Origin of the sequence: Leucobacter sp. NPDC015123 (genome assembly GCF_043080205.1) — a bacterium.
Lineage (GTDB): Bacteria > Actinomycetota > Actinomycetes > Actinomycetales > Microbacteriaceae > Leucobacter > Leucobacter aridicollis_A.
Genome location: NZ_JBIBVH010000005.1, coordinates 89,504 through 106,587, shown reverse-complemented (window position 1 = coordinate 106,587; position 17,084 = coordinate 89,504). Strand labels below are relative to the sequence as shown.

The 17,084-nt window shown below is 66.6% G+C and carries 16 protein-coding genes; 4 read left to right on the top strand and 12 right to left on the bottom strand.

Translation table 11 applies throughout. The annotated features are described in order from the left end of the window. Positions 1–78 precede the first annotated feature (78 nt). Positions 79–837, top strand: a complete 759-nt coding sequence (locus ACF07D_RS11130; RefSeq protein WP_391504942.1) for a GNAT family N-acetyltransferase — start codon at positions 79–81, stop codon at positions 835–837. An 18-nt stretch (positions 838–855) separates the two neighbouring features. Here ACF07D_RS11130 and ACF07D_RS11125 read toward each other — a convergent pair whose 3' ends face one another. The 7 genes from ACF07D_RS11125 to ACF07D_RS11095 form a co-directional block, all read right to left on the bottom strand. Next, a complete protein-coding gene (locus ACF07D_RS11125) occupies positions 856–1,068 on the bottom strand; it encodes a hypothetical protein (protein ID WP_391504941.1) in 213 nt (70 codons plus the stop codon). Between the two features lie 82 nt (positions 1,069–1,150). Then, positions 1,151–1,462 (bottom strand): metal-sensitive transcriptional regulator, encoded by a 312-nt coding sequence (locus ACF07D_RS11120; RefSeq protein WP_162921342.1) that lies wholly within the window; start codon positions 1,460–1,462, stop codon positions 1,151–1,153. 107 nt (positions 1,463–1,569) lie between these two features. After that, positions 1,570–2,988 carry a dihydrolipoyl dehydrogenase family protein gene (locus tag ACF07D_RS11115; protein ID WP_391504940.1) on the bottom strand — a complete coding sequence of 473 codons (1,419 nt, stop codon included), beginning with the start codon at positions 2,986–2,988 and terminating at the stop codon, positions 1,570–1,572. Positions 2,989–3,155: 167 nt separating this feature from the next. Further along, positions 3,156–3,431, bottom strand: a complete 276-nt coding sequence (locus ACF07D_RS11110; protein WP_119284757.1) for a YHS domain-containing protein — start codon at positions 3,429–3,431, stop codon at positions 3,156–3,158. Between the two features lie 41 nt (positions 3,432–3,472). Next, the gene (locus tag ACF07D_RS11105; RefSeq protein ID WP_391504939.1) at positions 3,473–5,740 is read right to left on the bottom strand and encodes a heavy metal translocating P-type ATPase; all 2,268 of its coding nucleotides are present in this window, start codon (positions 5,738–5,740) and stop codon (positions 3,473–3,475) included. 56 nt (positions 5,741–5,796) lie between these two features. Continuing rightward, positions 5,797–5,958 (bottom strand): hypothetical protein, encoded by a 162-nt coding sequence (locus tag ACF07D_RS11100; protein ID WP_391504938.1) that lies wholly within the window; start codon positions 5,956–5,958, stop codon positions 5,797–5,799. Continuing rightward, positions 5,955–6,167: a heavy-metal-associated domain-containing protein gene (locus ACF07D_RS11095; RefSeq protein ID WP_391504937.1), complete on the bottom strand. Its 213-nt coding sequence runs from the start codon at positions 6,165–6,167 to the stop codon at positions 5,955–5,957. Before ACF07D_RS11095 ends, ACF07D_RS11100 begins: the two co-directional genes overlap by 4 nt. 265 nt (positions 6,168–6,432) lie before the next feature. Between ACF07D_RS11095 and ACF07D_RS11090 the strand changes: the two genes are divergently transcribed. The 3 genes from ACF07D_RS11090 to ACF07D_RS11080 all read left to right on the top strand — a co-directional run bounded on the left by ACF07D_RS11090 (position 6,433) and on the right by ACF07D_RS11080 (position 11,103). Next, the gene (locus tag ACF07D_RS11090) at positions 6,433–8,514 is read left to right on the top strand and encodes an alkaline phosphatase family protein (protein WP_391504936.1); all 2,082 of its coding nucleotides are present in this window, start codon (positions 6,433–6,435) and stop codon (positions 8,512–8,514) included. Between the two features lie 224 nt (positions 8,515–8,738). After that, the gene (locus ACF07D_RS11085) at positions 8,739–9,377 is read left to right on the top strand and encodes a hypothetical protein (RefSeq protein ID WP_162921343.1); all 639 of its coding nucleotides are present in this window, start codon (positions 8,739–8,741) and stop codon (positions 9,375–9,377) included. A gap of 109 nt (positions 9,378–9,486) precedes the next feature. Continuing rightward, positions 9,487–11,103: an amidohydrolase gene (locus tag ACF07D_RS11080; protein WP_119284761.1), complete on the top strand. Its 1,617-nt coding sequence runs from the start codon at positions 9,487–9,489 to the stop codon at positions 11,101–11,103. A 39-nt stretch (positions 11,104–11,142) separates the two neighbouring features. Here the strand turns inward: ACF07D_RS11080 and ACF07D_RS11075 are convergent, their stop codons facing one another. The 5 genes from ACF07D_RS11075 to ACF07D_RS11055 form a co-directional block, all read right to left on the bottom strand. After that, positions 11,143–11,790: a response regulator transcription factor gene (locus tag ACF07D_RS11075; RefSeq protein WP_255808253.1), complete on the bottom strand. Its 648-nt coding sequence runs from the start codon at positions 11,788–11,790 to the stop codon at positions 11,143–11,145. Further along, entirely contained in the window at positions 11,768–13,093 is a 1,326-nt protein-coding gene (locus tag ACF07D_RS11070; RefSeq protein ID WP_119284763.1) for a histidine kinase, read from the bottom strand. The genes ACF07D_RS11075 and ACF07D_RS11070 overlap by 23 nt, the downstream gene beginning before the upstream one ends. A gap of 108 nt (positions 13,094–13,201) precedes the next feature. Then, a complete protein-coding gene (locus ACF07D_RS11065; protein WP_391504935.1) occupies positions 13,202–15,850 on the bottom strand; it encodes a LuxR C-terminal-related transcriptional regulator in 2,649 nt (882 codons plus the stop codon). Beyond that, positions 15,850–16,479 carry a hypothetical protein gene (locus tag ACF07D_RS11060; protein ID WP_391504934.1) on the bottom strand — a complete coding sequence of 210 codons (630 nt, stop codon included), beginning with the start codon at positions 16,477–16,479 and terminating at the stop codon, positions 15,850–15,852. Before ACF07D_RS11060 ends, ACF07D_RS11065 begins: the two co-directional genes overlap by 1 nt. After that, positions 16,476–17,054 (bottom strand): S24 family peptidase, encoded by a 579-nt coding sequence (locus ACF07D_RS11055; protein WP_391504933.1) that lies wholly within the window; start codon positions 17,052–17,054, stop codon positions 16,476–16,478. Before ACF07D_RS11055 ends, ACF07D_RS11060 begins: the two co-directional genes overlap by 4 nt. Positions 17,055–17,084 lie beyond the last annotated feature (30 nt).

Sequence of the window (17,084 nt, the reverse complement as noted above, 5' to 3'; positions counted from 1 at the left end):
ACCCGATACTTGCACATTGGTGTGCAAGTTATTTTGGCGGTGGGCGAACGCTCCCGTCTCAGTAGAATTCGACAGAGTATGAACATCACCGAACCCCGTCAGCCAGACCCACTGTCGCTCTACGTCGACACGCACCTTGCCCGCGCGCGCGACTCGTTTCGCGCCGAGGAACTCGCTTGGTTCACCACGGGGGCGCCCCACGAAGAGCTCAACGGGGTGCTCTACGCGACCGCTGCGACCGTGGACGACGCGCTACAGAGGCTGGCTGGCGTTCAGGCGCTCTGGCACTCCTGGCCCGAACGCCCTGAATTCGACGTCGAGGCGCAGCTTCGCGACCGTGAGTTTCGGTTCGTCGAAGAAGAGCCAGCGCTGACACAGCAACTCGACCCGCAACGTGAAGTAGCCGCTGCCCCGCATCAGGGCGCAGCCACTATCCGCCTAGTTGACACCGAACACGATCTCGCCACCTGGGAGGAGATCTGGACGGGAGGGGCATCACAGCCAGCGACGCATCGCGCGCTTGCATCGGCTGGGCTCGGCGCGAGCCGCTCGGCACACCACCTCCTTGCGGAGGTCGACGGAGTCGCCGTCGGGTGCGGCGCGGCCGTCGTCGCCGGCAGCACTCTGGCCGTCGAACACATCGTCACCGCAGCATCGCACCGCAGGCGCGGCATCGGCAGCCAGCTCACCGAGGCGGCTCTCACGCTCGGCCGCGAGTACGGAGCCAAGAACGCAATCCTCACTGCCTCACCCGACGGCGCAGGAATCTACGAACGTCTCGGATTCGAGCGGCGCGAACCCGTTCGCAGATTTATCACCCCTGCAGCGCACGAGTAGGCCGCCAGCGCCACGTCGTCACTGCTTGAACGTCAACCCGATCTCGGCGAGTGCCACCTCGAGGATTCGCACTGCTTTCGGCCCCACACCGTGCAACGACAGCACCTCCGCTCGCGACAGCTTGGCGACCTCCGCAAGCGACGCTATTCCCGCCAGCAGCAATGCAGAAGTCGCCGGCCGACCAATCCGCGGCAGGTCCCCGACCCGCTCCGGCACATCGCGTGTTGACATGCGTGCAGTCTACGCGGTTGCCGTCTACGCCCACCTCAGCAGACAACCGCGGACGCGTTGAGCCCCGGCGCCCTGCTGCCGGTTACGACTTCACCAGGCGGGCGATCGCGTCGCTCGCCTCCTTGAGCTTTTCCTGCGCCTCTGGGCCATCCTTGCGTGCCGCGTCGACGACGCAGTGCGACAAGTGGTCGTCAAGCAGCCCAAGACCCACAGCCTGCAATGCGCTCGTGAGGGCGCTGATCTGGGTGAGGATATCGATGCAGTACTTCTCCTCATCAACCATGCGCGAGATGCCCCGTGCCTGACCCTCGATGCGCTTCAGGCGCTGCAGGTACTTCTCCTTGTCGGTGATGTACCCGTGCGGGCTCTCATGCGTGTCCGGTGTCGCCTCCACGATTCCCCTCCTCAACTGCGATAGCTCACATCCCCCACATGATACCCCCTCCGGGTATTCCGTAGGGGATGTTTCGCTCTGGGCTTCACGTTGCCGCGGATCGGCGACTACCCTCCCTTTCCACGGTCGGCCTCGAGCAGTCGCAGCCACACCTCGCTGATCGTCGGGTACGCAGGAACTGCGTGCCACAGACGGTCCATCGAAACCTCCCCGACGATCGCGATTGTCGCCGCGTGCACAAGATCGGCCACGTCTTGCCCCACGAATGTCGCGCCAACGACCACATCACGCGCCGCGTCGATCACGAGCTTTGCCCTGCCAACATAGCCGTCAGCGTGAAGCGCGGCGCCGGCTACCTTCCCCATGTCGTACTCGACAGTTCTGAGCTCGAGTCCAGCCCCGCGCGCCTCAGCCTCGGTGAGCCCAACTGCGGCGACCTCCGAGTCCGAGAACACCACCCGCGGCACCGCGACGTGGTCGGCCGTCGCAGCGTGGGCTCCCCACTGCCCGCCGTCCACCTCAGCGCCCGCAAGCCGCGCGGCGATCGCCGCACCGGCCGCGCGCGCCTGGTACTTGCCCTGATGCGTGAGCAGCGCGCGACCGTTCACGTCGCCGACGGCGTACAGCCAGTCGGTACCCGCAACCAGCATGGTGTCGTCGACAGGGAGTTCCGAGTCCACTCCAACAGTTTCGAGGCCGAGGCCCGAGGTCGCGGGGCGGCGTCCGGTCGCAACAAGAAGCTCGGCGGCCCGCACGGTCGCGCCACCAGCGAGCTCAACTGACACGTTGCCGTCTGCCCCGCGGTCGACGCGCACGGGCTCGTCGCCAATCCGAACGTCGACACCCTCGGCGGCGAGCGCGGCCGCAAGCATGGCGCCGACGAACGGCTCTTCGCGCCCGAGCAGCGCCCCGCGCGAGAGCAGCGTCACGCTGGCCCCGAGCGCGGCGAACGCGAACGCCATCTCGGTCCCGGCGACGCCGCCTCCGAGGATGATGAGACTCTGCGGCACCTCTTCGGTGGAGGTCACCTCACGCGTGCCCCAGGCGCGCGACTCCGGGAGGCCCGCGATCTTCGGCAACGCCGGCACCGACCCTGTCGCGAGCACGACCGCCCGGGCCGTCAACGTGCGCTCCCCCACTCGCACGCGGCCCCTGCCGACGAGCTCGCCGAAGCCCCGAATGAGGTCGATTCCTGCTGCGGCAACCCACTCGACCTGGCCGGAATCGTCCCAGCTGCTTGTGAATGCGTCACGCCGCTGAAGCACCTCCGCGGCCTGAAGGCCACCAGTGACCGCCTCGCGTGCCCCGGGGAGCCGCCCCGCCGCGCGGATGGCGTGGCCGCTCCGGAGTAGCGCTTTCGAGGGCATGCACGCCCAGTACGAGCACTCGCCACCCACGAGTTCAGCCTCGACGATCGCGACGCGAACGTTCGGGCCGACGGCGTAGTCGGCGACGTTCTCGCCAACCGGCCCGGCGCCGATAACGATCAGGTCGTAGTCGGTTGAGGTGTGTGCTGCAGTTTCCATGCGGGTCCCCTTTCCCGTCGTCGCGGACCGGCTGCCAGCCGGGAATTGGGGCAAGTCTTCCGCACGACACGCAAAGGGGCCTGTGTGTCCACAGGCCCCTTTGCGATGACTATCGAGGCTATCGGCTGTCGGCTGTCGGCTGTCGGCTGTCGGCTGTCGGCTGTCGGCTACGCCATGTTCGCCGCGTACTTCGCGGGGTCAGCATCGAACGCGGGGCCACAACCGGCGCAGCAGAAGTAGTACCGCTCGCCCTCAAAGTCGCGGTAGAGCCCAGCCTGAACAGCCTTCGCCTTGTTCACCGGGCTCCCGACCATCACAGGGCAGGTTGTCGTCTCTGCGTCGGAGCCCGCACCGCCAAGCATGTCGGTTCGGCCATCGGCGGAGACGGCGGGGGCCTTCGCGCCACCGCAGCAGCTCGCAGTCGGAATCGTTTGTTCGGTCATCGGGGTGTCCTTTCGAAGTGTTTCTCTGTGCGGTGCGGCCGCTACACAGCCGTGCTCTTGAAGCCGCGAAGCCGCAGGCTGTTGCCGACAACGAAGACGCTCGAGAGCGCCATCGCCGCACCGGCGAGCATCGGGTTGAGCATGCCGAGGGCCGCGACGGGAATCGCCGCGACGTTGTAGGCGAACGCCCAGAAGAGGTTCGTCTTGATGGTGCCGAGCGTCTTTCGTGAGAGCCTGATCGCGTCTGCCGCGCTGCGCAGGTCTCCCCGCACGAGGGTGATGTCTGAGGCCTCGATCGCAACGTCGGCTCCCGTCCCCATTGCGAGGCCGAGGTCAGCCTGAGCGAGGGCGGGGGCGTCGTTCACGCCGTCTCCGACCATCGCGACGACTTTGCCGTCTGCCTGCAACCGCTGAACGACATCAACTTTCTCTGCGGGCAGCACCTCGGCGATGACCTCATCTATGCCGACCTCGGCGGCGATGTGGCGCGCGACCGCGGCGTTGTCGCCGGTGAGGAGCACTGGTGAGAGGCCGAGCGCCTTCAGCTGACGAATCGCCTCGACGCTTGTGTCTTTCACGGTGTCGGCAACGATCAGGATCCCTCGCGCTTCGCCGTTCCAGCCGACGGCGACAACTGTCTTGCCTTCGCCCTCCGCGCGCGCCTTCGTCGTTGCGAGCTCGTCGCTCAGTGTGAGGGACCACTCAGCGAGCAGTGAGTCGCGCCCGACGAGCACCGCGTGGCCGTCGACGACGCCCTGGACGCCCTTGCCCTCGATGTTCGCGAAGCCCTCGACTGCGGGCAGCGTTCCGACCTCCTGCGTCGCACCCTTTGCGATGGCTTGCGCGATCGGGTGCTCCGACGCGTCTTCGAGCGCTCCAGCGAGCCGCAGCAGCTCTGCACGGTCGGTGCCAGGCTCGGTCACCACGTCGACAAGAGTCATCTTGCCCGTCGTCACAGTGCCTGTCTTGTCGAGAACGACAGTGTCGACCTTGCGGGTGGATTCGAGCACCTCGGGCCCCTTGATGAGTACCCCCATTTGGGCGCCACGGCCAGTGCCAACGAGCAGCGCGGTGGGAGTCGCAAGCCCAAGCGCGCACGGGCATGCGATGACGAGCACCGCGACTGCCGCGGTGAAAGCTGCCGAGACTGGGAAGCCAGCGCCGAGCCAGCCGCCAAGCGTGACCGCTGCGACGACGATCACGATCGGAACGAAGACGCCCGAGATCCTGTCGGCGAGCCGCTGCACCTCGGCCTTGCCAGTCTGCGCGTCTTCGACGAGCTGCGCCATCTGCGCAAGCTGCGTGTCTGCCCCGATCCTTGTCGCGCGCACGACGAGTCGCCCGCCTACGTTGGTGGTGGCGCCGGTGACTGCATCGCCCTCGGCAACCTCGACTGGGACTGCTTCGCCGGTGAGCATGGAGGCGTCTACGGCCGAGGTACCGGAAACGACGACGCCGTCCGTCGCGATCTTCTCGCCAGGGCGTACGACGAATTCGTCGCCCACGACAAGGTTGTCGACAGGGATCTTGGTCTCGACGCCGCCACGGAGCACCGCGACCTCTTTCGCGCCGAGCTCGAGCAGAGCGCGAAGGGCTGCGCCTGCCTGCTTCTTGGATCGCTTCTCGAAGTAGCGGCCCGCGAGGATGAACATGGTGACGCCCGCGCCGACCTCAAGATAGATGTTCGCCGCGCCGTCAGAGGGAGCGAGCGTGAACTCGAAAGGATGTGTCATCCCGGGAACCCCTGCCGTGCCGAAGAACAGCGCGTACAGCGACCAGAGGAAAGCAGCCGAGGTGCCCATCGAGATGAGCGTGTCCATCGTCGCGGCGCCGTGCTTGAGGTTCACCCAGGCTGCCTTGTGGAACGGCCAGGCCCCCCACACGATTACGGGAGCTGCGAGCGCGAGCGAGGCCCACTGCCAATACGTGAACTGCAGCGCCGGGATCATCGCCATCGCGATCACCGGTACGGTGAGCACGATCGAGCCGATCAGGCGGTGGCGGAGCGAGGTCAGTTCGGCATCCTCCTCGCCGACCCCGTCTTTCTTCCGGTCGTCACCCTTCACGCCCTGTGGCGCAGGCATCACCGCGGTATAGCCAGTCTTCTCGACTTCCGCAATGAGCAGCTCCGGGTCGTAGCCCTCGGGCACAGTGACTTTCGCCTTCTCTGTCGCGTAGTTGACTGTCGCGACGACACCGTCGAGTTTGTTGAGTTTCTTCTCGATGCGGTTCGCGCACGATGCGCACGTCATACCGCCGATCTCGAGTTCGACTCCGGAGTGTGCGCCGGGGAGCGCGGATGTACTCATTTCGAATTCCTTCATTCTCACCTGTGCCCACTGTGTGGATGAGCGGGAAGCATTGGTTAGTTCTGGTGCGCCTGCTGATCGGGCTCGTGCGCGTTACCGCTCGCGACCCAGTCGGCAACGAAATCTGCCGGGACAATCAGGCCCGCGAGCCCGTACGCAGCGCCGAACGCCACGACGAGGCCGGCACCGTAGATGGCGAGGCGTGCTGCGGGCTTCACGAGGAGCGCACCGCAGTGTAGCCAGCTTCTTCCACAGCGGCGAGCACCGCCGCATCGTCGAGCGTGCCGTCGGCGGACACTGCGAGTGTGCCGCTCGCGGCACTCACATCGATGTCAGTGACGCCGGCGATCTGCTCGACTTCCTCGCGGATCGACAGCTCGCAGTGGGAGCACGTCATTCCGGTGACCTGATACTCGGTTGTAGCCATAGCTTGTTCCTCCTTCATCAGGATACCCCATCCGGGTATCTCCACACCCAGAACAATATACCCCCCTAGGGTATCTTTGCAAGCCCGAGTTTTCCGCCGTAGCCGCCCGAAAGTTACGGCCCGTCATCGCGGAGGCGAACGCCACCTTGCCGCAACTTGAAGGTTGTCAATACAACTGGCGATCCGCTTGTATGGACAACTTTCCCGCGGAAAACTCAGTCTCCGGGACGCGAGCCAGCGCCCATCCGACTTCCAGGAGACTGACTTGAAACACACTCACATCACCGCGGCGGCGGCCGCGCTCCTCCTCGGGGCGACAGGTATCGCGACGGCGGCGGCCCCGGCACTCGCCGAGGACACCGTTCAAGCGACGGCACAGACCCCCAAGACGCTCGTCATTGGCGTCGATGGCGCCTCCTTCGACGTCATGGCCGAGGGCATCACCCCGACAGTGAGCGCACTGCGCGCTGGCGGCCTCAGCGCGACGAGCAATCTCGCTGGCGCTCCCATGTCGCCGACAGTGTCGGGTCCCGGGTGGTCGACGATCGCGACAGGTGTCTGGGCACCCAAGCACGGCGTCACCGACAACAACTTCACGAGCCCGAACTATGGCGCGTTCCCCGACTATCTCACGCGCATCGAACAGCACCTTCCAGACAGAAACACGACCGTTGTCGGCACCTGGGGTCCCATCTCGACGACGATCTTCGGGGCGGCAGTCGACAGTCGCAGCAAGTTCGGCAACGACACGCTCACCACGCAGGCTGCTGTTTCGTCGCTCTCGGCGCCAGCCACCGACGACGTCTTCGTACACCTCGACGAGGTCGACGGCGCGGGCCACAGCTCCGGTTCAAGTTCGGAGGCGTACCGGAAGGCGCTGCAGAAGGCGGACGGCCAGATCGGCGAGATGGTGAACGCGATCACGCAGCGCCCGACCTACGGGTCCGAGGACTGGCTCGTCGTTGTCACCTCCGATCACGGCCACACGCCGACCGGCGGCCACGGCGGCTCGACGAAGCTCGAACGCAAGACGTTTGTCGCCGCAAACGGCTCGCCGTTCGCCCCCGGCACCGTCCGCCACGACGTCAAGGTCACCGACATCGCCCCGACAGTACTCGCTCACGTCGGCCTCGCGAACGATCCGGCCTGGGACCTCGACGGCTCAGTCGTGAACGAGCTCGTTCCCGACGACTTCGATACGCTGCGCCCGCAGCTGCAGCCTGCAGTGCAGGAGAAGGGGCCGGCCGACCTTCTCGGCTGGACCGCCGCGACGCCCGAGGGATGGAGCGTCGACAACTCGAAGATGCCCTCCGGCGGGGCCCCGGAGTTCAGCGGCTGGACGTTCATGACCGACGAGTTCTTCTCGAACGTCGAGCTTGGCCAGCTGCGCGAGAACAACGTCTACTCGCGCGACGTGTTCGCCGTCGCGGACTCCGACGAGTGGGCCGATGTGAGCCCCCGCGGCGGCAACATGTTCGACTCGACGTTGCAAAGCCCCGCCTACGAACTGAACGGCGCGGCGGAGCTCGACATCTCGTTCGTGTCTGACTACGCTGTCGACGGCCCGCAAAAGGCAATCGTCAGGGTCGTGTTCGATGAGGCCTCAGGCATCGCCCCGCACACCCTCGTCACATACCCAGGCGACGGCACCCGCCTCAACCCTGTCAACCAGGTGGAACGCTTCACACTGGAACTGCCGCGGTCTGAGGCCGGCGATCTTCCGAGAACCGCGAGCCTGCACTTTGAATACGGCGGCAACAACTCTGCGTTCTGGGCCATCGATCAGGTCAGCGTCAGCCAGGACGAGGCGCCCGCGATGCCAGCGGAGCTGAGCATCTCAGCCGCTACAGTCGAGGCGGGCAAGACCGTCACGGCGTCGGGCACCGGGTTCGCGCCAGAGGAAGTCGTCGCGTTCGAGCTGCGCTCCGCGCCACAGCGCCTCGGCACTGCGACGGCCGACGCCACCGGCGCGCTCTCGCAGGAGCTCACGATCCCCGCCGCGACCCCCGCCGGCCAGCACACAGTCGTCGCGATCCGCCCGGACGGCACCGAGCTCAGCCAACCGGTCACAGTGACCGCGGCGTCAACCGAGGAAAAGCCGGACCCGGAGAATCCCGGGACGAAGCCAGACACCGACACGGAGTCCCCCGACACCAAGCCCGGCGCAGGCGCTGGCACCGGTACTGGTACCGGCCGCACGGGTGGCGTTCCCGGTAGCGGCGACGGTCAGGGCGAGGGCCTCGCCGCGACCGGCGGCACGGTCGCAGGACTCGCGCTTGGCGCGGCCGCAATCGCCGGCGCAGGCGCGTACCTCGTCGTCCGCAGCCGCAGGCGTCTCGCCGAGTAAGCCACGGAATACAGCACTCGCGGGCCGGCCTTCGATCCTTCGGGATCGCGGGCCGGCCCGCGTCTGTCGCGCGGACCAGGCCGGAACAGCAGGGCCGTGCGGCCAGCGCCTCGCCCCGCCGCCCGCGACACCCACCCAGCTCTCAGTCGCCCAGGCTCCCTGAGCAGTAGCATGGTGGCGAACACCGGTTCGACCCAAAGGCGGGTCCGACAGAGGAGAGATAGTTGGAGATTCGTACCCTTGAGCCGAAAAGAGTGCGCGAAGCAGCGAAGGTCCTCGCCGAGGCGTTTACGGACGAACCGCTCGTCACCCAGCTCCTCCCCCTCGGAACTCTCCACCGCCAACGGAAGATAGCTGACTACTTCGTCTGGAGCATGCGCCGCACGGGGCTGCGCACTGTCGACGTCGCCATCGAAGCCGACAAGATCGTTGGTGTCGCGTTGTGGCGCGCCCCCGGGCACGTGTCGCGCTGGCTCCCCGTACTGCCCGCAAAGACTGGCGTGTTGCTTCGCGGTGTCGGCCGTCGAGGCTTACGTGTGCTCGGCGCGCATGACGCAGCATGCGCAGACAAGCACCCGAGTGAGCCCTACTGGCACCTCGTCGGTGTCGGCACTGCCCAGGCACACGCACGCGGCACCAGGCCCGCCACGGTACCCGACATCGAGGCGGCACTCGTGTCCCACAGGCTCCGAGAAATCGACGAGGCCGGTTCGCTCGCATCCCTTGAGGCACGCACTCCGCAGCACGTGAGCCAGTACGAGGCCCTCGGCTTTTCGCACCAGTGCGAACTTGCGAGCCCGGCAGTGAGCACTGTCGTGATGTGGCGATCGCCCGGCGCGGGCCGATCCAGAATCGCCGCTTAGAACTGCGGCCCACCTCCCCACGCCCTCAGCTCCGACGGATGCGCTGCGCACAGGTCAGCATCGGCGCGCCCGCACAGTCTTCACACCCCTCACACGAAGGAATGCGCTCATGACGCTCACCCCATCGACAGGCTTCGCTCTCACTGGCGCGCGCCTCATCACGAACACGCCTGACCACGCTGGCGCGACAGCCCTGCTTGTCGAGCACGGCCGGATCACATCACTCGGTGACGACACTGAGATTGAGGCGCTGGCGATCGCCGCCGGGTACCCAGTCCGCGACGCGAACGGCGCGACAGTCACGGCCGGCCTCTTCGACTCGCACACCCACCCGCACTGGGCAGCCGACGTGACACGCGGCGTCGACCTCGGAGGGCTCGGAACCATCACGGAGATCCAGGCCGCCGTCGCATCCTACGCCGCGACACTTCCTGCAGATGCTTGGGTGCTCGGCTGGAACCTTGAATTCGAACCGTTCGAGGCGACTGGTGTGCGGGGCGACCTGTTCGACGCCGCCGTCACTGGCCGCCCGTTCGCCGCGATGTTCTACGACCTACATTCGGGACTCGCGAACGCCGCCGCCCTTGCAGCAGCGGGGGTCACCGAGGCACCGGTGTTCGAGGACATGTCTGAGGTTGTTGTCGACGAGGCGGGGACGCTCACTGGCGAGCTTCGTGAGCCGAGCGCCTACAAGCTCGTCTTCGACGCAGTGCCGGCGCTCTCACACGACGACGAGCGTGACTCGCTCCGCGACATGTTCCGCACACTCGCTGCGGCGGGCCTCACCGGCGGGGCGATCATGGACGGCAAGCCGCGCACAGTCGATCTCATCGAGGAACTCGATGAGCGCGGGGAACTCGACCATCGCCTCGTCGTACACCACTGGCACGCTGTCACCGACGACGACGAGGCGGTCGCGCGCGTGATCGCCTCAAAAGATCGCCGCGGCAATCTCTGGGAGTCAGACGGCATCAAGCTGTTCAGTGACGGCGTCATCGACACCGGCACTGCCTGGCTGCATCAGCCCGACGCCTGTGGCGACGGCACACACGCGTTCTGGCCAGACTGGGACCGCTACAGAAGTGTTGTACGGGCGTATCACGACGCGGGCATGATCATCGCGACGCACGCTGTCGGCGACTTCGCCGTGAATCGCGTGCTCGACGCCTACGCTGAGCTCCCCGCTCGCGGCGACGCGCGGCCGCACTCAATCGAGCACCTCGAGGTGCTCGCGGATGAGGACCTCGAGAAGCTCACGGGCTCGGGCGTCACGGCGTCAATGCAGCCGCTGCACATGCAGTGGCGAGAGGGCGACGACAGCGACAACTGGGCGGTACGGCTTGGCGAGCGCGCGGCGACAGGCTACCGGGTTCGCGACGTTCTCGAGACAGGCACACGCGTGACGCTCGGTTCAGACTGGCCCGTTGCTCACTACGACCCCCGCATCGGGATGGCATGGGCTCGCGGGCGCAGCACTCCAGGTGTCGCTGATGCACACGTGTTCGAGCCCGAGCAGCGACTGACCGGGGAGGAGGCGCTTCTCGCGTACACGCTGTGGCCAGCCCTGGCTCGCGGGTACGATGACCGCGGTGTGCTCGCCCCCGGCGCGCTCGCAGACCTCACGATCTGGGACGGCGACCCCGTTGCCGCGACTCCCGACGAACTCGTGTCACTCGCGATCGCTGCGACAGTCGTCGATGGTCGGTTCGTGCACGACGCGCTCTAGCATCGCGATCCGGTGCCGCCGAACGGCACCTCTGCGGGCCTACCTCGCCTGCAAATACGTCAAGATCGCGCGCACTCGCCGATTCTCGTCGCTCGGCTGCAGGCCTAAGCGCGCGAAGATGTTGCCGATGTGTTTCCGCACGGCAGCATCGCTCACGTACAGTTGCGCCGCGATTTCGGCGTTTGACTCGCCCTTCGCCATGAGCTCGAGCACCTCGCGTTCGCGCGCCGTGAGAACGGCGAGCGGCCCGGGCTGGTCCTGCCGCAAGAGGTGTCGCGTGACCTCCGGATCAATCACCGTGCCGCCAGCGGCGACAGCTGCGAGCGCTTGGTCGAAGTCGGCGACCCTGTTGACGCGCTCCTTGAGCAGGTAGCCGACGCCGCCCTCGGGCAGCGTCAGAAGAACTCGAGCGTACCTGTCGGCGACGTACTGCGAGAGGGCGAGCACTGGCTGTGCGGGGGCGAGCTCGCGGATCTGAAGCGCTGCACGTAACCCGTCATCGGTGCGGGTAGGTGGCATACGCACGTCGGTCACGACGAGGTCGGGCGCGACTGTCAGGCTCCCGTAGACGGCGACGAGCTCCGTGGCGTCACTGGCGGAGGCAACGACCTCGTGCCCGAGCCGTTCGAGCAGGGCCTGGAGCGCCTCTCGGAGTAAGGCCGCGTCATCGGCGAGCAGAATCCGCACGGATGCCCCTCCCGTCTTTAGGCGCCGGGCTGACGACCGCACGCACGCGTCCCGGCAGCGAGTGCTGAGCCTCGACAAGTGGGAATGACAGCGTCAACCGAGTGGGCCCGCCAACCGGGCTCTCAATCGTGAGGGTACCGTCGAGCGCGTCCGCACGCTCACGCAGCCCTCTGAGCCCCGTCCCTCCGTCAATGTCTACGCCACCGTGGCCGGAATCACTCGCCACCACGTACGCGCGTTCTTCGTCTGCGGCGAGCGCAACCCGAACGACGGAGGCGGACGTGTGCTTTGCGGCGTTCGTGAGCGCCTCGGCGACGACGAAGTAGGCGGCTGCCTCTCGCTCGGGGCTCAGCCTGGGAAACCCGCGATCCTCAAGGCGCAGCGGCATCGCGCTTCGCGAACCGAGTTCAGTGAGCGCGGCGGCGAGGCCATGGTCCGAGAGCACAGCTGGGTGAATGCCCCGCACGGTGTTTCGCAGCGATTCGAGCGCGCGCTCGGTCTGCCGCTGGGCTGCTTCGAGCGCTGTTCTGCGTGCGGCATCATCCCCGTGGTTCAGCTCGAGTTCGAGAATGCCGAGCCGTGCTGCAATAGCGACGAGTTCCTGTTGAACGCCGTCGTGCAGATCACGCTCGAGGCGGCGGCGCTCGGCTTCGTTCGCTGCGACGATCGTGGCCCGGGACCTCGTGAGCCGGGCAACACGCTCGTCAATCTCCGCGATCCGAGGCGCGAGCAGCCACCGGAGGCAACCGCCCTGCAGCGCCGAGAGAAGCCCGGTCACGTAGCCGAACACCGGCAACGAAAGCAGCACGACGACAATCGGTTGCCACCAGTTTTCGGGCCCGAGCTCGATGACGATGTCGCTGAACAGGTTCGCCGACACGGCGCCCTGCAGCGCCATGACGACAAGAGCAACGCCCGCACCGATAACAAGTCCTTGTAGACAGACAACAGCAACCGACACCGCCCCGAACCCGATACCTGTCAGAAGCGACAGCATCTCGCGCCAGGTCGCGGGCTCGGTGAGGCGCACACCGAGCCAGTTCTGGCGCTCGCCGCGCGGCACTGGCACGTGCCCGCTCGGCGGGCGCGGCAGTCCGAGGAGTGTGAGCCTCCGACGGTCGAGCCACCCGAGCGCGATCCCCCACAGAGGCAACAGCAGAATCGTCGGCACGAAGACGGCGATGAGGATCGGGGTGAGTACCGCGCTCGACACGACAAACGCGAATGATCGCCACGGCCAGCCTGACGAGAGATAGCTCCATGGCGACAGCATGAGCGCCTGCCACACTGTCTGAGCTTTCATGCTCCTAGGCTACGTGCACGGTTGCTGCCGCGTAGCCCTCGCCCGAGCTTCCGGCAAAAAGGTATCGCCAGGTCTACCGTCTGCGGGTGGCGGACACGGCCTGAAGCCTTACCTGTGCATCGAATACTCGCCGATCTCCTCGCGCTCGAGCGCGCCAGACTTGCGGCGGATGTTTCGCAGGTGTGTCTCGACAGTTCGCACCGACAGGTTCAATGCGGCGGCGATGCCAGGATTGTTCATACCTTCCGCGACGAGGTCAATGATCTCGCGCTCGCGTTGGGTGAAACCGAGGCTCGACTCAACCTGGGTGAGGGCAACCTCGGTCGCCGGGTCCTCCGACGTCATGAGCGCAGCGACCTCTTCCCGCACTTCAGCGGCGCGGTCCTCATCCCCCGCCTCGCGGTACAGCCGAGCTGCAGCAAGGAAGTACTTCAGCGCCGAATCGTTCGCGTGCTCGCGTCGTAGCCATCTCGCGGCTTCCACGAGACCGGGCGCATCGCGCTTGTGGTGCGCGATACGCGCGTCGAGGTACGCGAGGAATACTGTCCCGCCGAGATACTCAAGTCGGGCCCGCTCGGCGATGGCGGCGTCGACGTCGAAGTCGAGCAGCATTGCGAGCATCGATGACCCCGCAGCGGAGAACTCGTAGCCCCGCTCACGCAGCTCGCCCGCGAGCGCCTGATAGCTCGCACTTGTCTCTTCGGGGGTCCCATCGATCTCAGTGACGAGCGCCGCCGGGAATCCGACCGCGCCCATGGGTACGGCCTCGCTCCGCCCCGCATACGATGCGCCTCGCTCGATGAGCGTACCGACCGAGCTAATCCGCCCGCTTCGGCGGGCGGCGATCGCGAGCGCATTCATGAGCGCGCGATCGGGCCCGAAGAGCAAGTTCGCCGCCTGGAACTGGCCGCTCGCAGCGATGCTGCCTGCCGCGGTCGCGTCGGCATAGCGGCTCATCGTGAGCAGCGCCATGACCGCGACGTACGCCTGAGCGACGATCGCCGAACGATCGAAACGCTCGCGGGCGACTGTCAACTGCGATGAGGCCCACTCGAGTGCTTCCTGGGGTCGTCCGGCGGTCACGAGCGCGAGGCCACGCAACGGCGCGGCAAAGCGTGGCACCCAGCCGGTGTTCGGGAGCTTCGCGAATTGCTCGAGCGCAGTCGCTGGGCGCCCGCCAAGGGCGTGCATGGCGATCAGGATCAGCCCGCCAACGTCGCCCTCCACTCCCGGCAGCTCCGAGATCTCCTCGATACGTGCAAGCATCGGCTCGGTGATCTCCGTCCTTTCAGCGTGGAAGCCGATCGTCAGCGCTTCGATTGCCGCAGGGTAGCCAAGGTCACCCGTCCCGGTGAGTGCCTCCTCAACGACTTCACGCGGCTGCAGCTGCGTGACGAGCCACCTCGCGTGGAGGTACCTGAAGTAGAGCGCTTCGACCGGCGCGGCATCATCGAGTTGGGTCTCCGAGACGATCGCCTCGATCTGGCCGGCTGGTGCGTCACCAGTCAGGCGAAGCTCAAGCGCAGCGATGCCGTTGCCGACTGTCGGCCGCTCAGACCAGTTGTTCCAGGTGCGGCTGAGGTCCGCGTCAAAGGCGTCTCGAAACGCACGGGCGAGCAGCGGGATGTCTGGTTGCGGGATGACGTCTGCAAACTGCCGCGGAACCTGCGGCTGCTCAGCGATCTCGATGCCGAACTCCGCCCCTAGCACTTCCTCGATCTGCTGCCTGAGCCGGATCCCCCGCACCGAAGGGGCCCGATGCCTGAAGTAGTCGCTGACGCCCGGCGGATTCACGGTGACCCGTGGGCCAGCGCCCGCGGTGAAGAGTCGCACAAGCCCGCGGCCCTCGAGGCGCTCAAGCTCCTCCTGACCCACGAGCGTCGTCGCTTGGTCGACCGCGAGCGGGCCGGTCACGACGAGCATCTCGAGCGCCTCGCGAATCTCCTCCGGGTAGCGGTACAAGAGCGACTCGAAGGCGCCCTCGAGCTCGTCAGACCAGAGGTCGGCGCCGTCGTGCCACACGCCCCCCTGCTTGCGAATCTTGGCGCGTCGTTTCGCACTGTCTGCGAATGCGATAGCGTAACCGGGCAGCCCACCGGACTTCATGTGAACCCTGCCGCTCAGCGACGGGGCGACCTGGTCGCCGAGGCGTTCTTCAAGCAGGTCATGGATCGCGTCGAGCCGCAGTTCCTCGAGCGTCAGCTTCACCACCGGCTGTGCCATTCTGATGAGCAGTCGCTCGTCAGGGTCGATATCGCCGCGCGACTCCGCAGTCGCGACGATTGGCACGCCAGTTGCCTTATGGATCTGTTCGAGCAGCACCCACGACGCATCGTCGAGCAGGTCGATGTCGTCGACGAGCACGACTGCCGGCCCCTCCGTGAGCAGCTCGGTGACGGCGCGCGGCAGTTCGACCGATAGGTCAGCGTCAGGGCGGCGGCTCGCTGGCAGATTCGGCAGCGCGGTTTTGAAGGCCTCAAGCGGTCTGGCGTGCTCGATGCCGCGCAACTGCACGAGCGCGAGCCCGATCCCGCGGAGAGCATCGCCGACTCGCTTGAGCAACTCAGTTCTCCCAGACCAGTGCTGTCCGATCACAGACACTGAAGTGCCGTCGATCACGTAGCGCACGATCCGCTGAACTTCTGTGTTGCGAGCGTACACAGGCTCCCCCTCCTGCTGCCAGGGAGGCAGCCCGCGCTGCAGTAGCGACATGGGCCGTCCGTCCCGTTCATTCAGTACAGGCAGGATACCGCGCATCAGTTCTCCTTCGCAGGGTTGGGGCGCCGGGTGTGGCGCATGAGCGAGGCCGCTCCCGCTGTCACCAGCCCCGCAGCCCCAAACAGCAGTGCGCTCTGTGGCGTGCCGCCAGTTCCAGAGAGGCCCCCGTCGGGAGAAGTGGCACGCTCGATGCCGGTGAAGGCGAGGTCGACGATTGAGACGGCGGCGCCTGCGGCACCTTGGGCTGCCGGGTAGCGCACCTGTACGCAGAGATCAATCGTTTCCCCGGAGGCGATCGTGCCCTGCGGTAACGGCATGGCCGCAGCCAGCGTGACTTCGTCGGCACCGGCCATGGCAGCCGCGGAGCACTCCACCGTACGCTCCGACGCGAGCACGAGCGCGTCGGCGCCCGCTCCGTCTCCGGATTCGCGGGTGAGGATCGGGGTGAGCGCGAGTTCGAGATCCTGAGCCGCGTCGTTTCGCACGGTGGCAACTGCGCGCGCGTCTTCGCCTGGATGCAGGGTCACGTTGAAGAGCTGCCTGGCGGGTGACACTGTGAGTGACGCCGACCGGGCCGCGGCCTGCGCAGGAGCGGCAATCAGCACCGTGGCGGCTGCAACACCGAAGCCCGCGGTGAGGAGCGCCGCGAGTGCCCGCTGTCTCATCATCGGGCGTGACCCGTCATGGAAAGCTCGGCACCTGTTCCGCCCGAGGAGCCGCCTCGCTGCGCGGCATGGGGCATTGAATCGTCGCCTGCGGAGAGTGCCTCGCGGTCGCGTCGCCTGCTCGGCACGAAAAGCGCGATCAGAAAGACAGCGCCGACGATCAGCCGCACCGCCCACAGCTCGGACACGCGAAACAGCGTTGCCCAGGCTCCCTGGAGCGCAAACCGTGGCGTGCCGAGCACCTGCTCCGCCGTAACCGGCAGTGGGTCGCTGATCTCGTTGCCGTCGCCTTTCAAGATTGCGCCGCCGTCGATCACGGTCTCCACCCGATGCACGTACTGGTCCGACGTATCGCCGGCAGCAAACGAGACAACCACGGGCTGGCCAGGGGTCTCGAGCTCGTCACCAGTCGGCTTCTGCACAACGAGGACATCGCCGACCTCATAGGTGGGCTGCATAGAGACCCCGGTGACAGTCATGTAGTAGTCGCCACTCACTGTCGACCAGAGAAACGGAACCGCAAGGGCCACGAGCGCGATGCTCGAGAGCGTTCGCAGGGTCAAGATGATGCTTCGCATGTCGTCCTCCAGGGTGGGTGGTGATCTTGT

Excerpts from the sequence above, each read along its gene's own strand:
- ACF07D_RS11130 (WP_391504942.1), top strand. The coding sequence starts at position 79 with ATGAACATCACCGAACCCCGTCAGCCAGACCCACTGTCGCTCTACGTC.
- ACF07D_RS11125 (WP_391504941.1), bottom strand. The coding sequence starts at position 1,068 with ATGTCAACACGCGATGTGCCGGAGCGGGTCGGGGACCTGCCGCGGATT.
- ACF07D_RS11115 (WP_391504940.1), bottom strand. The coding sequence starts at position 2,988 with ATGGAAACTGCAGCACACACCTCAACCGACTACGACCTGATCGTTATC.
- ACF07D_RS11110 (WP_119284757.1), bottom strand. The coding sequence starts at position 3,431 with ATGACCGAACAAACGATTCCGACTGCGAGCTGCTGCGGTGGCGCGAAG.
- ACF07D_RS11105 (WP_391504939.1), bottom strand. The coding sequence starts at position 5,740 with ATGAGTACATCCGCGCTCCCCGGCGCACACTCCGGAGTCGAACTCGAG.
- ACF07D_RS11095 (WP_391504937.1), bottom strand. The coding sequence starts at position 6,167 with ATGGCTACAACCGAGTATCAGGTCACCGGAATGACGTGCTCCCACTGC.
- ACF07D_RS11080 (WP_119284761.1), top strand. The coding sequence starts at position 9,487 with ATGACGCTCACCCCATCGACAGGCTTCGCTCTCACTGGCGCGCGCCTC.
- ACF07D_RS11070 (WP_119284763.1), bottom strand. The coding sequence starts at position 13,093 with ATGAAAGCTCAGACAGTGTGGCAGGCGCTCATGCTGTCGCCATGGAGC.
- ACF07D_RS11065 (WP_391504935.1), bottom strand. The coding sequence starts at position 15,850 with ATGCGCGGTATCCTGCCTGTACTGAATGAACGGGACGGACGGCCCATG.
- ACF07D_RS11060 (WP_391504934.1), bottom strand. The coding sequence starts at position 16,479 with ATGATGAGACAGCGGGCACTCGCGGCGCTCCTCACCGCGGGCTTCGGT.
- ACF07D_RS11055 (WP_391504933.1), bottom strand. The coding sequence starts at position 17,054 with ATGCGAAGCATCATCTTGACCCTGCGAACGCTCTCGAGCATCGCGCTC.